Below are 15339 nucleotides of genomic sequence, written 5' to 3'. Positions count from 1 at the left end.
AAGCAAGATGAAGCGCCTATTGATCGCAGCGGCATGTGGTGTCGGGATCGCCGCCGCGCCGGCAACGGCCGTGTATGCGGCCGATCCGCCCGTGTGCAAGAACGTGCGCTTCGCGGATGTCGGCTGGTCCGACATCGCGGCGACCACGGGCCTCGCCACGACGATGCTGCAGGGGCTCGGCTACAGCCCGACGAAGACGATCGCGTCGGTGCCGATCACGTTCGCGGGGATCAAGAGCAAGCAGATCGACGTGTTCCTCGGCTACTGGTCGCCGACGATGGACCCGATCATCCAGCCGTTCACCAAGGCCGGCACGATCAAGGTGCTCTCCACGCCCAACCTGACCGGCGCGAAATACACGCTCGCGGTGCCCGACTACGTCTATCAGGGCGGCCTGAAGTCGTTCGCGGACATCCAGAAATACGCAGACAAGCTGAACGGCAAGATCTACGGGATCGAGCCGGGCAATGACGGCAACCTGCTGATCAAGAAGATGATCGACGGCAACCAGTTCGGCCTCGGCAAGTTCAAGATGGTCGAGTCGAGCGAGGCCGGGATGCTGGTCGAGGTGAATCGCGCGATCCGCGACAAGCAGTGGATCGTGTTCCTCGGCTGGGAACCGCACCCGATGAACGTGCAGATGAAGATCGACTACCTGAGCGGCGGCGACGACGTGTTCGGCCCGAACTACGGCGAAGCGAAGGTGCTGACGGCGACGCCGCCCGACTATTCGCAGCGCTGCCCGAACGTCGCGAAGTTCGTGTCGAACCTGCAGTTCACGACGACGATCGAGAACCACGTGATGGTGCCGATCATGAACAAGGAAGACCCGAACAAGGCGGCCGCCGAGTGGCTGAAGGCGAACCCGCAAGCGCTCGACAAGTGGCTCGCGGGCGTGACGACGCTCGACGGCAAGCCTGGGCTGCCGGCGGTGAAGGCATATCTCGGCGTGCATTGACGCATGGTGTGCGGTGCGCGCGGTTGACGCGCGCACGGACGGCGGCCTTCTCGCTTGAAGCGGGAAGGCCGTTTTGCTTTTTTGGGGACCTTAGCGCGATTGCCATTCGTAAATTGCGCGCGCTGGTTCGGTAGTCGGAATCTTTCGTCGTCCTGAACGTCACGCGTAAGACCAGGATCGCATGCCGGCTGGAACGGTCAATAAAAATTAGTTTTGCGAATTTCGTATTCGTCAGATTGATTCTTCTTTCTCGTTCACGCAAATTTTGTGCGGAGCAATCCTCACCAATTTGTTGAGAAAGGAAATCCGGATGAAGAACGAGCAGACGGCACCGACTTATCTTTTCGCCACCATCGGCGCACTCACAGAACGCGGCGGTCGAGTGACCGAGGCAACCGGTAGCTTGACTATCGCCGGGCTTGCCGTTGCCCGCGTCGGCGATGTCGTGACCTACGAGGATGGCAGCGAAGCCGTTATTACGGACGGTGCGGGCAATTACGCGGTTTCCGGCAACAAGCCGTTTGCACTAGTGGGCAGCCGATTGAGCAACTGCGACCGTATCGTCGAAACGCTTCAGCGGTTATGGGGAATTCCTGTTCAGGCAGCGGAAACAGTCGAGGGACTGTTCGACGCGACTTATGTGCCGCCACCTTCGTCGCCGCGCTATCGGCTGGCGGTACGAGGGGCAACGACCGCGCGCGGTGGCGTACTACGCGAGGCTACCGGCAAGTGGGATACAGGTATTCGTCTCGGCAAGGCTGGTGTCGTGGGTGATCAAGTTCACTATGCAGACGGCTCAACCGCACGAATCGTAAGCGGCCTTGGGCTGGCGGATAACGGAGACTTCGAGCCACTGGCTTTCGTCGGTAGCGAGTTGGACAACGGCGACACCGTTACCGACAGCCCGGAGCGTGAAGGTCTTGTATCGGCCTGCACCTTTACTGTGGTGAAGCGTTCGACTGTTGTGCGCCAAGGGAAGGGCTCATGATCCGCAATTTCCTTGCCAAGGGCGATCGTGGCGGTAGCGCGACGATCACGGAAGGATTGGAACACGTCACTTGTTCTAATCCGCCGCCGCGCGTGCATATTGCGACGCTGTACATGAAAACCTACTGCACGTCCTGCAAACAGGCAGGGTTCATCGCGCCCAAGGGGCCGCGCCTGCCGGGTACAGGCCCAAATGGCAAGCCGTGGGCGCTGAGCGGCGACATCAACGTTTGTGGTTGCAATCCGTCGCCGACCTTCTATGCCGAGCGCAATATGCGCATGGTCTTCACAGGCGAGGAGGCGGCGACGTTGACGGGACAAAGTGGAAGCACCCCGCGCTCGTCCGTCGTCAGCCACGGCACACATGATGAGCAATATGTGTTGAGTGACGTAGACACGGGCGAACCGTTGGCCCGTGTGCGTTATCGCATTCGTACCGCATCCGGCCAGGTGTTCGATGGTGTCACGGACGCCGCGGGCTACACACAACGCATTACGACAACTGACGCCGAATCGCTTCACCTTGAAATTGTGAGAGACGAAAATGCCTCGTGACGACGATTACGAACTGGTTCACAATTCGGCCACAACGAACACGACGCCGGGTTCAAAGGTTCCGGTTGCCGTAAACATGGCGCCAATATGTTCGAATATGACCAATAAAGAATTTCGCGAGTCGATAGTGAAATCGCGAGATGACGCGGTGTTATTGATTCGGAAGCGCATCGACGCCGTAGAAAAATGGGATAAAAATGAGCAGGCACGCGCGAAGAGATGGTTTGGTCGATCAGGTGATTCGACTCGCGCCGCAATGCATCAGGGTTTGCCGAAGCTCCTGCGGGCTATGCAGGAACTAAAACCGGAAAATATCATCCGATGGGATGAGCAGAAGCAACGAAACATTACTTGTGAAGTTGTTCCCGATAATGGGAGTACTGATGCTGCTGTGTGTAAGCCAGATTCGCGTCGACGAATTATCGCAATCTACTCGCATTTTTGTACGTCGCCGCGAGATCATTTTTGGCGAGGATGTCAGGTGCTGACTCTCATTCACGAATGCACCCACTATACCGATGTTTTTGATTCAACCGATCACATGTACGGCGTTTCAGTTGGTCTCTCGTTTTGGGCGCAATCTAATCCGGATCAGGCAATTCGGAATGCGGACAGTATTGCATGTTATATCGGATTCAACGATTAAGTGCATTCATGAAAAATCGAAATTCAGTGTTTCTGAAATTCACTCTATCGTTATGGGTATTTTTTGTTTCGTATTATGCTGGTGCCTGCACGATTTCCGAGGATATGGAAAGTAGCTTGCCAATTAATTCGGTATCGATTTCTAATGAGGATCGGTTGAAAATCGTCGGCATGGTTTTGAATGCACGGAAATGGCCTGACGTAGAAATCAGAGGGATTGTGTATGCGGGCGGCTATGTATTGGAGCATAATCCCAATGCTCTGGCGGCTGAGCGTGCAAAATTGCTGAAAGACTATCTTATTCAGCTCGGTATCAAAGAAGGCAATATTTGGGTGGATACGAGAATCATCAAGAAACCAGATGTTTCGATGAATGGTAAGAAGGAGTTAAATCAGATCAGCGTAACACTCGTTCCTATCTGTGCTGGAAGTTGTGAGCGACTTTGTAACGACCCACGCGTCACACCGACAACAAAGGCGATTAGATGATTCGCCATGACAGCGGCCCCGCTTTGGCGGGGTTTTTCTCCGTATAGTTGAACGTGAAGCTGTCTCGTTGTTGCTTGCAGTTCACACCTCCTTCGTCGCCGCCGGCACGTCGAACACGCGATCGAACGCCCACTGGAACACGAACGCGTAACAGAAGAAGAATGCAAACAGCCCGATGTCGACGACGAACGCGTCGATCCACGATATGTCGAGCCACCACGACACGACGGGCACCAGGATGAAGATCAGCCCGCCTTCGAATCCGCATGCATGGATGATGCGGCGCCCGAGCGTCCGGGTGCGCTGCACGCGCGACGCTTCCCAGCGCTCGAACAGCGCGTTGAAGATCATGTTCCACAGCATCGCGATCGCCGACATCGTCGCCGACAGCGCGCCCGAGTAAACGAGACCTTCCCCGAAGAGCGCCGCGATCACGGGCGAGATGCAGGAAATCGCGATCGCTTCGTAAAGCACCGCCTGCGTGATCCTGCGCGATAGGCCTTGCACGTTGTTTCTCCATTCCGATGAAAACGCGGCGCGATGCCGCGACGCCTCGCCAGACTAGGCGCGTTGCGCGTCGGGTTCAATTCACCTAATCTCACCCCGATTCAATCGAATTCAACCCGGATCGCGTCCGGCTTGCCCTGCCCGTGTTCTCGAAACTTCCCCTGACCGCATTGCGTGTATTCGAAGCGTCGGCGCGGCTTGGCGCGTTCAAGGCCGCCGCGGACGAGTTGTCCGTGACGCCGGCCGCCGTGTCGCACCAGATCAAGTCGCTCGAAAGCCGGCTCGGCGTGCTGCTGTTCGAGCGCGGCGCGAGCGGCGTGCGGCTCACGGAGGAGGGCGAGCGCCTGTTTCGCGCGAGTCACGATGCATTGCTGGCGCTGAGCCGCGGGCTCGAGGCCGTCAGGCCCGAGCCGGCCGAGCGCACGCTCGTGCTGACCACCACGCCCGCATTCGCCGCGATGTGGCTGATTCCGCGTCTCGGCCGCTTCCAGCAGGCCGATCCGCAACTGCACATCAAGGTCGAAACCGGCAACACGATCGTCGATCTCGAACGCGATGCGCGGATCGATCTTGCGATCCGCGCGACCTCACGCGACTTTCCGGCGCTGTTCCGGCACGAACTGATCGACGAGTATTTCGGCGCCTATGCGGCGCCCGGCTTCGACGTGAATCGCCCGGACGGGCGGCTGGACCTGATCGAGATCGCGTGGGAGAGCGCCGTGCCGCTGCCGGTCGACTGGGCGTCGTGGTGCCGTGCGGCCGGCCGCGACGCGTGGCTCGAACGCGCGGTGTTTCGCCATTACGACGACGAGCATTACGCATTGCAGGCCGTGCTGCACGGGCAGGGTGTCGTACTCGCGAGTTCGGTGCTGGTGGCCGAGCACGTCGAGCGGGGCGCGCTGACGCCGATCGAGCCGTCGGTGCGGCTCGACGGCGCGCGTTTCGTCGCGCTGTGCCGGCCCGGGCGGGAGCGTGAGCCGCAGGTCAGGTCGTTTCTCGACTGGCTGGACGACGAACTCGCGCAGACACGCGCGGCGATCGCGCGGATGACGCAAGGCGGTGCGCCGGCGCATCGAGTGTGAAGCATCGCTTTGTTACGCCGATGCCCGGCTACGCGTATTTGTCGCCGACCGCATTGCGCACCGGATGCGTGTCGTAGACGATGACCATGCGCACGATGAGTCCGCTGTCGTCGAATTCGAATACGTCGACGCATTCGAATCGAACCGAGGAACCGTCCTTCAGTCCCCAGTCGTAGACGAAGTAACCGGTCGCCCGACGCGCGCCGGTCGCGCTGACGCAGATGTCGATCGGCGTGATCCTGCTCTGCCCGGACGCCGACTCGACCTTTTCAAAGAAGGGCCCGGGCTCCATCCAGCCGAGAAACGGCGAAAAAATCCGCGCATCCGGCGTGAACAACGCGCAGATCGCAGCGGTGTCGCCGCGCTCCAGCGCCTTCAGGTAAGCATCCACCTGCCGCGTGTATAGTGCCTCCGACGATGAAACCATCATTACTCTCCGCTGATTGTCGACATGCCGGCCGCAAGCGCCAACCCGACGCCGGCGCAACTACGATAGCGATGCACCGATGACCGAACCATCGAAAAATCCGCAATCCGGGCATGCGCCGCATGCATACCCGCTGGCCGATCTCACGCGTTCGCTGCCTCCGTTGACGGCGTACCAGGCGTTCGTCGCGGCCGCGCAACTCGGCAGCATCAGCAAGGCCGCCGACCATTTGTGCCGGACCCAGGGCGCGGTGAGCCGTCAGGTGCAGCAACTGGAAGCGCATTACCGGTGCGCGCTGTTCGTGCGTCACGCGTCGGGGCTGACGCTCACCGCGGAAGGCGACGCATTGCTGACGGTGGCCGTCGACGTCCTCATGCAGCTGGCCCGTCACGCGGACGTTCATGCCCGATCCGCGCCGATTCTCACGCTGCGGCTGCCGTCCACCTTCGCGATCCGCTGGCTGCTGCCACGGCTCCCGGCGATCAATCAGGCGCTTGCACGCACCGAGCTGCGCATCCATACGTCGGCGGACGACACGCCGGATTTCACCGGGGCCGACGTCGATGCAATCGTCGTGCGCGGCGCCGGGAACTGGGCTGGGATGGTGTCGGTTCCGTTGTTCGAGGAGTCTCTTACGCCGATGTGCGCAAGCGGATTGGCCGCGTCGCTGAAGTCGGTCGCCGACCTCGCGCACGCGCATCTGCTTCATCCCGGACGCGGCCGGGACGAATGGCGATGCTGGCTCGATGCGCTCGGCGCGACGCAGATCGACCCGGCGGCCGGGCTCGTATTCGATACCCTCGAACTGACGCTCACGGCGGCGGAGCAGGGGCATGGCGTGGCCATCGGCGATCCGCGGATGGCGAGGGATCGGCTCGAAGCCGGAACGCTGGTGGCGCCGTTCAGCGATGTCGTGCCGAACGGTCTCGGTTACTTTCTCGTCTATCCGTCGCAGCGCGCGACGCAGCCGAAGATTCGCGCCCTCGAGGCGGTCCTGACGCGTCTCGCGCAGGAAGATCGGTCGAAGCCGGCGTAGCAAAGGTTCGTTATCCGATGCGTGTTCGCGCCGCTACACCGGAATCGACCTGCCCCTCAACCGGATTCCGATCCGCACGACACCGATCACCGCGTTCGACAGCCACGTGAGCCGGCGCGGCATCCCGCGCCGGCGGATATCGAGCAGCAGCACGATCCGCACGGCGTCGCTGTCGTTCCACACCTCGTGCATGAACGTGTCGTCCCACAGCAGGAAGCGGCCTTCGTCGAGCCGGTATTCGTGGCCGTCCACCTTCAGCACGGCGGCCGGCGTGCCGTCCGCGCGCTTCGGCATCGACAGCACGAGGTAGCCACGCAGGATGCCGCGAAACGGCCCGCGATGCGGTGGAATGTGCTTGCCGGGGGCGAGGAACGACAGCGATGCCGACAGCACGTCCGGCGAAGCCGCGACGATCGACGCGACGGTCGGGCAGCGCGACAGGTTGCGCGGGAACGGCTGGCCGTACGCCTGCATGATGAACATCCGCCAGTCGCGTGCGTCGTTGGCCGAGATGTCGTACTGCTCGCGCATGATCTCGTGGAAGCGCGGGATGCGCGCCATGTCGCGCGCGACCGCAAGCGCTTCCGCACGGATGGCGGGCCACGCACGGACGAATCGCTCGGCATCGGGAAACGCGGCCGTATCGAGCACCGCGCCGCCGTCGAGATGGCGGTCGTACAGCGTGCGCAGCAGGCCGGCTGCATAGTCGTAAGCGACGGACATGGTCGGTCGGGCGGCGGACGGGGCGATGGACTGCGGACAGTCTGCCTGAACGCCCGTCAGGGTTGGGTTACGTCAGGTTACGCCGGCTGACGAAAAGGTGACGGAAGCAATTAAACGCCCTCCCCCCATCCCGCCGCCGTCGACGCCGATCAATACCGCGCGTCCTTGGGCTTGCCGCCCTTCGGCCAGTCGTGGAGCTTGTCCGGGAAGTCCGGGCGCGGCCGCGTCGTGAACCACGCGGCAACGTCGACCGCATCCTGGTCGCTCAACCCGCCTTGCCCGAGCGGGAAGCGATTGTGCGAGCCGATCGACATGTTGTGCTTCACGAACGCCGCGGCGGTGTAAGGGCGCGCCATGCCGGCCCCGATGTTGAACGACTGGTTGCCCCACAGCGGCGGATAGATCGGCGTGCCGTCGGCGCGCCGCGTGCCGGCGCCGTCCGCGCCGTGGCACGACGCGCATTGTGCGGCGTACACCGCCTTGCCGTGCGTCAGGTCAGGCTGCAGCGCGGTGTCGATCTTGCCGACTCCGCGCCCCGGAAGCTTGTCCTTCGGGTGCGCGCCGTTCTGCATCCAGTCGAAGTACGCGACCATCGCCTTCATGTCGTCCGAATCGACCGGCAGCGGCGTGCCGTTCATCGAGCGCCGGAAACAGCCGTTGATGCGCTCCGCCAGCGACAGCACCTTGCCGGCTCGCGGCGCATAGCTCGGGAACTGGGCGGACAGGCCGAGGTATGGCGACGCGAGCGCGACGGTGCCGCTGTTCAGGTGGCAGCTCGCGCAGTTGAGCGATGCGCCGACGTGGTTCGGCAGCAGCGCTTTCGTGTCGAGATTCAGGCGCATCCCCCTGATCAGTTGCGCGGCGTTCGGCCGGTCGAGCAGCGTCGCGAAGCGCGGGGTGGGGAACGACGACGCATCGCCGTTGCCGATGGCCAGCGTCCGGCGCATTTTGGCGACGTCCGACGCCAGGATCGGGTCCTCGCGGCCGCCCCACGCGGAACGGACGAACGTCAGGATCTCGGCCAGTTCCTGGTTGGAGAGCAGGTTGAACGCCGGCATCGTATAGACGCGCGGATGGGCGCCGGTGCGCGGCGACGTCCACCCGGTGAGGACGACGTGAATCAGCGAGGCCGGGTCCTTCGACAGCACGGCGGGATTGCGGGACAACGGCGGAAACACCGACGCGAACCCGCCGCCGTCGGCCTGATGGCAGCCGATGCAGAACTGCGCATAGCCGAGACCGCCTTTCGACGCATACAACGCGTCGGGCGCGCTGCCCGCCGGTTCGCCGCGCATCGGCGCTTCGGCGCTCCGCCGGTCGGCCGTCAGGTTCGGCAGCGATTGCAGATAGACGCCCATGGCGGTGAGGTCCGCGTCGCTGATGTACTGCGTACTGTGGTGAACGACGTCCGTCATGCTGCCGCTGGCGATCGCATAGCGATTCCTGCCGGTCTTGAGGAACGTGACGAAATCCTCGACGGGCCACAGCGCGCGCAGATTGACGGCCCGCCACGACTCGACCGTCGCGCCGGACAGATAGAGCGGCCCGTTGCCGCCCGACTCGGACATGGCCTTTTCCTGGAACGCGAGGCCGCGCGGCGTATGACACGCGCCGCAATGCCCCGGGCCCTCGGTCAGGTAGGCGCCGCGGTTCCAGGTCGCGTCTCTGGCCGGGTTGGGCCGGTAGGGCGTGTCGTCGACGAACAGCGCATTCCACAGCGCCAGCCCCCAGCGCTGGTTGAACGGCCATTTGATGCCGAGCGGCTTGTTCTCCTGCCTGACCGGCGCGACGCCCTGTTTCAGGTATGCAAAGAGGGCGCGCATGTCGTCGTCGCTGAGCTTCGCGAAGGACGGGTAGGGCATCGCCGGATACAGGTGATGGCCGTCGGCCGCGACGCCCTTGCGCATCGCCCGGTCGAATTGCTCGAACGTATAGCGGCCGATGCCGGTCGCGTCGTCGGGCGTGATGTTGGTCGAATGGACGGCGCCGAACGGCGTGCTCATCGACAGGCCGCCCGCGAGAGGCCGGCCGTTCGGCGCGGTATGGCACGCGACGCAGTCGGCGATGCGCGCGACGCACGCGCCTTTGTTCAGCAGCTCGGCGTCGCCGTACTGCGGGGCGGCCGACGCCGTGGCCGGGATGAGGAGCAACAGCGCGGTGATCGAGGTGACCGCTGTGACGAAGGTCCGAATCCGGCTGCTTGTCGATGATTTCATGCGTGTGGGAATTTTTTGTTTTGCGCGACGATTCATCGTATCGCCGCGGGCCATAGCGCTTTCCTGACGGGAATCAACAAGCGGCCGATCGGTCGTGGAATGCGTACTCGATCGGCTTTGCGTCGGCGGCCGTGCGAAAGAATGTCGCGGCGCCGGCCGTCGAGCGGGCACTAGAGTCGATGTCGTACCCGCAGAGGCGACGTCGAATCATGGCCAAGAAATTTCCGCTGCATCCGGTTCACCCGGAAAGAATTTGCTGGGGCTGCGACAACTACTGCCCGACCCAGTCGATGCGTTGCGGCAACGGCTCCAGCCGTACCCAGCATCCCGCCGAGCTGCTCGGCGACGACTGGTATCAGTACGGCGACTGGGGCATCGAATGTCAGGATGCACCTTCCGAGACCGGTTGACGCAGCACCTCGTTTCTTGATCGGCGTCAGGTTATGGAAACGGCGGACGGAACATCATAAAAAAAGATGCACGAAAAGAGCATCTTGAAGCGGGCGAGCTGCGTGGCCGAGCGGAACGCGTGTTCCACCGCCGTCTGCGCCGACCCGCGCCCCACGATCAAAAAGGAGAATCCCGTGTTTTGCTACCAATGCGAACAGACTGACCGGAGCGGTGCGCGGCCCGGCTGTGCGTCGGCGAAGGGGAATTGCGGCAAGGACGCGACGACGGCCGACCTGCAGGACCTGCTGGTTCATGCGGTGAAGGGCGTCGCGCAGTACGGCGCGCTCGCGCGCGGCATGGGCGAGCCCGACCGCGAGGCTGACCGGTTCGTGCTGTACGCGATGTTCACGACGCTGACCAACGTGAACTTTCATGCGGCGCGCTTCGTGACGCTGCTGCGCGAGGCCGCGCAGATCCGCGATCGGGTGAAGGGCGTGTGCGAGGCGGTTGCGCGGGACACGGGCACGGTCTTGCCGACGCTGTCGGGGCCGGCAACGTGGCAGCCGGCGGCGGAGCTGGCCGGCATGCTGGAGCAGGCCGCGAACGTCGGCATCGAGGCAGGCGCCGACAAGGTCGGTGCGGACATCATCGGCCTGCGTGCGCTGGTGGTCTACGGCCTGAAAGGCGTGTGCGCGTATGCGCATCATGCGCGGGTGCTCGGCTACGAGAGCGACGAGGTGTATGCGGGCATCGAGGCGGCGCTTGATTTTCTCGCGCACGATCCGGCCGACGTCGACGCGCTGCTGGCGAAGGCGCTCGAACTGGGCCGGCTGAACCTGAAGGTGATGGAGCTGCTCGACAGCGCGAACACCGGCCGCTTCGGCGCGCAGCAACCCACGTCGGTGCGCGTGACGCCGGTGGCGGGCAAGGCGATCCTGGTGTCCGGCCACGATCTCGGCGACCTGCATGCGCTGCTCGAACAGACCGCGGGAACCGGCGTCCAGGTCTACACGCACGGCGAAATGCTGCCGGCCCATGCGTATCCGACGCTCAAGGCGTTCCCGCATCTCGCTGGCAACCATGGCGGCGCGTGGCAGGACCAGCAGAGCGACTTCGCGCATTTCCCCGGCCCGATCCTGATGACGTCCAACTGCATCATCGAGCCGTTGCCGCAATACCGGCAGCGCATTTTCACGACGGGGCCGGTGGGCTGGCCGGGCGTGCGCCATCTCGAGCATCACGATTTCTCGACGCTGATCCAGGCGGCGCGGGCGTTGCCCGGCTTCCCGGCGACGGCGCCGGAAGAGACCATCACGGTCGGCTTCGGCCGTCACGCGGTGCTCGGCGTCGCGGACAAGGTGATCGACGCGGTCAAGGCCGGCCAGATTCGCCACTTCTTCCTGATCGGCGGCTGCGACGGCGCCGCGCCGGGCCGCAACTACTACACGGAATTCGCGGAGCAGGCGCCCGGCGATACGGTCGTGATGACGCTCGGCTGCAACAAGTACCGCTTCAACCGGCATGCATTCGGCGACATCGGCGGCATTCCGCGCCTGCTCGACATCGGGCAGTGCAACGACAGCTACTCGGCGATCCGCATTGCGACCGCGCTTGCCGATGCGTTCGAGTGCGGCGTGAACGACCTGCCGCTGTCGCTGGTGATCTCGTGGTTCGAGCAGAAGGCGGCGGCGGTGCTGCTGACGCTGCTCGCGCGCGGCCTGCGCAACATCCGGCTCGGGCCGACGCTGCCGGCGTTCCTCACGCCGGGTGTGCTCGGCGTGCTGGTCGAGCAGTTCGGCATCCAGCCGATCGGGGAGGCCGGCACCGATCTCGCCGCGTCGCTGTCGCGCCAGGCTGCTTGACGCGCGTCGTGAAGGAATCCTTCGGATGACCTATCAGATCGAGATCACGACGCGCGACGGGCAGCCGTTCGGCTTCGCGTGCGAGGACGGGCAGGATCTGCTCACGGCGGCCGCCGAGGCCGGCATCACGCTGCCGTCGCAATGCCGGCGCGGCAGTTGCGGCGCGTGTCATGCAACGGTCGCCGAAGGCGACTACGACTTGCGAGAGCACAGCATCGACGCGCTGCCGGCCGGCCAGCCGGGCGCGATCCTGATGTGCCGGACGACGCCGCGCAGCGACTTGCGCGTCGTCGCGCCGTACGACCACGCGAAGGTGCTGCTGCAGCCGGTGCCGGTGCGCATCGCGCGGATCGCGGCGCTCGACACGATCGCGGACCAGACGATGCGCGTCGAGCTGCAGGTCGAGCCCGACGATGCGAACGGCTCGGCCGTGGAGTTCGAGGCCGGCCAGTTCGCGGAGCTGGAGGTGCCGGGCAGCGGCGTGCGCCGGCCGTTTTCGCTCGCCAACACGAGCAACTGGGAGGGGCGCCTCGAATTCCTGATCCGCCTGCGGCCGGACGGTTGGTTCTCGACGTACCTGCGGGAGCGCGCGCAGCCCGGCGATCCGCTGACCGTGCGCGCGCCGATGGGCGGCTTCGGCCTGTTCGCGGAAAGCCTGCGGCCGCGCTGGTTCGTCGCGGGCGGCACGGGGCTCGCGCCGATCCTGTCGATGCTGCGGCGGATGGCCGAGTATCAGGAGATGATCGACGCAAGGCTGTTCTTCGGCGTGAACCGGCAAAGCGAACTGTTCATGCTCGACGCGTTGCAGCAGTTGCAGGCCGACATGCCGCAGTTGAAGGTGGATCTCTGCGTGTGGCATCCGCGCGATGACTGGTCGGGGTTTCGTGGCACGCCGGTGGATGCGTTGAGCGTGGCGCTGGCGGGCACGGGCGTGCGGCCGGATATCTACGTGTGCGGGCCGCCGGCGCTCGTGCGGGGCGTGCAGGCCGCTGCTGTTGCGGCAGGCGTGCCTGACGCGCAGTTCGCGAGCGAGCGCTTCACGGCGTGAGGCTCGTGTGTGGTAACGGGCGTGTGCGCGGTGCGTGCGCCCGTTTGACGCATTGGCGGTGCGACAGGAAACCACAGGTGCGCTGCTGTTTGTAGATTTACGATGTATGCATGTTCAAGCGGGACGCAATGCCTGGCCAGGTTGCCGGTTCCGCGTGAAGCAGATGTGTGTTGAGAGTCATTGTTACGTTAGTGAGGAATCCAAATGCTTGACGTCACCTCCGTTTTGATCAGTCTGGCTCCGATGTGGGCGATTTTGCTGGTCGCATCCTCGTCGGCTGCATACCTGGTGTTTTGGCGCAAGGTCATCAAATAAAGGCCGCCGGACATGCCCGGTGAGCGGAACATACTCGCGGGTGTATTTGACGTTAGTCGCGGTCGAATGGCGCTCCGCGTCCCGGCGACATGTACAACGCGCACGTGCCATAATTCGCCGGTTCCTGAGCTACCGGACGCATCGTGCCCTTCGCGAAATGTTTCTGATCAGATCTCTTGCCGCCGCCTGCCTGTTGCTGGCGGGATGTATTGCCGCGGCGCACGCCGAGACGTACCCGCCAGAAGTGTCGAGAACCATCGACAAGCTCCAGTCCAGATGTGCCGGCAAGTCCAACGACCCCAAGGCGGCGGCCTGCATCGAATACAAGGCCACGTTGGCCCGCACCGTGCCACCCGCTGTTCAGGCGTTGATGCGTCAGGAAGAAGTGCTTAATGACAAATGCAGGAACGGCCCGGCACCGAAAATATTGCCTAACGGGCAATATGCGCCGGGCAGCGTCTGCGCACAACGCGAAGAGTTGATGAAGATCATTCACCAGCACGACTGGTGCTGGGGGCACACGGACATGGACAGCTATCATCCGGGTTGGGTGATCTGTCATCCCGGCGAATGGCAGTAAGGCCGCCCGAATAGCGGGACAAGATGCCGCAAGGCTGCGGACGCGGATTGCTGGTTCAGTTCGAGAGGCCGGATGACCAGCAATGTGCCGCAGGGAACCCGGTCCAAGCAGGACGACCGCAATCCTTGCTCGCGCAGGTCGATGCTGCTGGCCCAGCCGTTGCCGGCGCGCTCGTTCACCCGCGCTGAGAAACGCGGGGGCCGCGGGACAATGGCGGCGACCGTCGGCTATTGAACGACTGTTACAGCTACGCCGTTTAGGCGGCCCGGCGACACGCGGACGGCGGACATCGACCCGATTCGGCCACTGGATCACACGCAACTTCAATGGCAGCTTCCGGGGGGGCAACGGTCGTCCGCGCTCTTTGTGTCCGCCGGCGAGTACTCGGCCAATGTAAGCACCTCACGACGGCCGTCCACAATGCGACGCCCGCGTGAAGCATGATCGGAATTCGGGCTACCTGGATCTCACTGGCTGGCAATCATGCAGGCGATGGTGCTGGATCCGGCTGCCGGGGCAGTTTCTTGGCGACGTTCCAGGGTAGCAGTTCGTCGATGCGGTTGATGGGATGGTCAGCGATATGGGTCAGGACGTATTCGAGGTAGGCGCGCGGGTTGATCCCGTTGAGCTTGCACGTGCCGATCAGGCCGTACATCGCCACAGCCCGCTCACCCCCGCTATCGGAGCCGGCGAACAGGAAGTTCTTGCGACCCAGACTCACGCAGCGCAGCGCGTTTTCGGCCAAGGCGTTGCTGATCTCGGCACGGCCCTCTTCGCAGTACAGCATGAGCGCCTCCCACTGGTTGAGCGAGTAACGGATTGCCTTGGCCAGCTCGGATTTCTTCGACAGCGTCGCGAGCTTGTCCATCATCCACGCCTTGATGGCTGCCAGCAGCGGCGCGCTTTTCTCCCGCCGCACGCGCAGTCGTTCAGCGGCGGGTTGTCCGCGGATATCGGCCTCGATGCCGTAGAGTTCGCCGATCAATTCGAGTACCTGTCGGGTCGCGTCGGTCGGCGTGCGCGCGTTGTCCTCGAGCACGTAGAACTGGTTCTCGCCGGTGCGCACGATGTCCACGCCGATGATGTGCGTGTAGACGTTGCCGGGCGGCCGGAAGTCGATCATCTCGGGCAGGAACGCGTCGTTGTGCGCGATCAGGTGCTTCGGCACGATCCCGGCGCGCACGATTTCCTGGCGGTGGTAGATGTCGTCGAGGAAGGCATTGAGCGCCATCACGCGCTGCTCGATGCCGAGCGACAGCCGATTCCACTCGTTCCCGGAAATAATGCGCGGCACGATGTCGAACGGGATCAGCCGCTCGGCGGCGTCCGCGTCGCCGTAGACGGCGAACGTGATGCCCGTCTTGCGGAATACGTTCTCCGCGTCGCGGGCTTTCTAGGCGAGGCTCGCGGGGTTCTGCGTGTCGAGCCATGCCTTGACTCGCGAGTAGGGCGGGCGAACCTGATCGCCTGCAAGCATTTCGTCAAACAGTGCCATTGAATTTTCTCTTTTTCCGCGAGG

The 15339-nt window shown here is 63.6% G+C and carries 16 protein-coding genes; 11 read left to right on the top strand and 5 right to left on the bottom strand.

What is annotated here, in order from left to right; all coding sequences use genetic code 11:
- Positions 1–7: 7 nt before the first annotated feature.
- The 5 genes from WT26_RS32815 to WT26_RS37855 all read left to right on the top strand — a co-directional run bounded on the left by WT26_RS32815 (position 8) and on the right by WT26_RS37855 (position 3634).
- Positions 8–958, top strand: a complete 951-nt coding sequence (locus WT26_RS32815) for a choline ABC transporter substrate-binding protein (RefSeq protein WP_069274880.1) — start codon at positions 8–10, stop codon at positions 956–958.
- 310 nt (positions 959–1268) lie between these two features.
- On the top strand, positions 1269–1946 hold the full coding sequence (locus WT26_RS32810; protein ID WP_069274879.1) for a PAAR domain-containing protein: 678 nt from the start codon (positions 1269–1271) through the stop codon (positions 1944–1946).
- Positions 1943–2500: a hypothetical protein gene (locus WT26_RS32805; RefSeq protein ID WP_069274878.1), complete on the top strand. Its 558-nt coding sequence runs from the start codon at positions 1943–1945 to the stop codon at positions 2498–2500. The genes WT26_RS32810 and WT26_RS32805 overlap by 4 nt, the downstream gene beginning before the upstream one ends.
- Positions 2490–3146: a M35 family metallo-endopeptidase gene (locus WT26_RS36865; RefSeq protein WP_080485803.1), complete on the top strand. Its 657-nt coding sequence runs from the start codon at positions 2490–2492 to the stop codon at positions 3144–3146. Before WT26_RS32805 ends, WT26_RS36865 begins: the two co-directional genes overlap by 11 nt.
- An 8-nt stretch (positions 3147–3154) precedes the next feature.
- Complete coding sequence (locus WT26_RS37855; protein ID WP_155123278.1) at positions 3155–3634, top strand: hypothetical protein; 480 nt, start codon at positions 3155–3157, stop codon at positions 3632–3634.
- 81 nt (positions 3635–3715) lie between these two features.
- Here WT26_RS37855 and WT26_RS32800 read toward each other — a convergent pair whose 3' ends face one another.
- On the bottom strand, positions 3716–4141 hold the full coding sequence (locus WT26_RS32800; protein WP_069274877.1) for a PACE efflux transporter: 426 nt from the start codon (positions 4139–4141) through the stop codon (positions 3716–3718).
- 143 nt (positions 4142–4284) lie between these two features.
- Between WT26_RS32800 and WT26_RS32795 the strand changes: the two genes are divergently transcribed.
- The gene (locus WT26_RS32795) at positions 4285–5223 is read left to right on the top strand and encodes a LysR substrate-binding domain-containing protein (protein WP_069274876.1); all 939 of its coding nucleotides are present in this window, start codon (positions 4285–4287) and stop codon (positions 5221–5223) included.
- 28 nt (positions 5224–5251) lie between these two features.
- Here the strand turns inward: WT26_RS32795 and WT26_RS32790 are convergent, their stop codons facing one another.
- Positions 5252–5650 carry a nuclear transport factor 2 family protein gene (locus tag WT26_RS32790; protein ID WP_059705878.1) on the bottom strand — a complete coding sequence of 133 codons (399 nt, stop codon included), beginning with the start codon at positions 5648–5650 and terminating at the stop codon, positions 5252–5254.
- Between the two features lie 79 nt (positions 5651–5729).
- On the opposite strand from WT26_RS32790, the gene WT26_RS32785 reads away from it, so the two are divergent.
- The gene (locus tag WT26_RS32785; RefSeq protein ID WP_069271663.1) at positions 5730–6686 is read left to right on the top strand and encodes a LysR substrate-binding domain-containing protein; all 957 of its coding nucleotides are present in this window, start codon (positions 5730–5732) and stop codon (positions 6684–6686) included.
- Positions 6687–6719: 33 nt separating this feature from the next.
- On the opposite strand, the gene WT26_RS32780 is transcribed toward WT26_RS32785, so the two are convergent.
- Positions 6720–7409, bottom strand: a complete 690-nt coding sequence (locus tag WT26_RS32780) for an aspartyl/asparaginyl beta-hydroxylase domain-containing protein (protein WP_069274875.1) — start codon at positions 7407–7409, stop codon at positions 6720–6722.
- A 149-nt stretch (positions 7410–7558) separates the two neighbouring features.
- Positions 7559–9625, bottom strand: a complete 2067-nt coding sequence (locus WT26_RS32775) for a c-type cytochrome (protein WP_069271662.1) — start codon at positions 9623–9625, stop codon at positions 7559–7561.
- Between the two features lie 209 nt (positions 9626–9834).
- On the opposite strand from WT26_RS32775, the gene WT26_RS32770 reads away from it, so the two are divergent.
- The 4 genes from WT26_RS32770 (at position 9835) to WT26_RS32755 (ending at position 13820) form a co-directional block, all read left to right on the top strand.
- Positions 9835–10035 carry a DUF3079 domain-containing protein gene (locus WT26_RS32770; RefSeq protein ID WP_069271661.1) on the top strand — a complete coding sequence of 67 codons (201 nt, stop codon included), beginning with the start codon at positions 9835–9837 and terminating at the stop codon, positions 10033–10035.
- Positions 10036–10209: 174 nt separating this feature from the next.
- Entirely contained in the window at positions 10210–11877 is a 1668-nt protein-coding gene (gene hcp, locus WT26_RS32765) for a hydroxylamine reductase (protein ID WP_069271921.1), read from the top strand.
- A 25-nt stretch (positions 11878–11902) separates the two neighbouring features.
- Positions 11903–12925: a 2Fe-2S iron-sulfur cluster-binding protein gene (locus tag WT26_RS32760; RefSeq protein ID WP_069271660.1), complete on the top strand. Its 1023-nt coding sequence runs from the start codon at positions 11903–11905 to the stop codon at positions 12923–12925.
- 472 nt (positions 12926–13397) lie between these two features.
- Positions 13398–13820, top strand: coding sequence for a hypothetical protein (locus tag WT26_RS32755; RefSeq protein WP_069274874.1), 423 nt, complete (start codon positions 13398–13400; stop codon positions 13818–13820).
- A gap of 481 nt (positions 13821–14301) precedes the next feature.
- Here WT26_RS32755 and WT26_RS38870 read toward each other — a convergent pair whose 3' ends face one another.
- Complete coding sequence (locus WT26_RS38870; RefSeq protein ID WP_415869366.1) at positions 14302–15051, bottom strand: IS66 family transposase; 750 nt, start codon at positions 15049–15051, stop codon at positions 14302–14304.
- Positions 15052–15339 lie beyond the last annotated feature (288 nt).

Origin of the sequence: Burkholderia cepacia (assembly GCF_001718835.1) — a bacterium.
Classification (GTDB): Bacteria; Pseudomonadota; Gammaproteobacteria; order Burkholderiales; family Burkholderiaceae; genus Burkholderia; species Burkholderia cepacia_F.
Note: the sequence above shows the minus strand (reverse complement) of the source record. Positions and strands in the feature narration are given on the sequence as shown.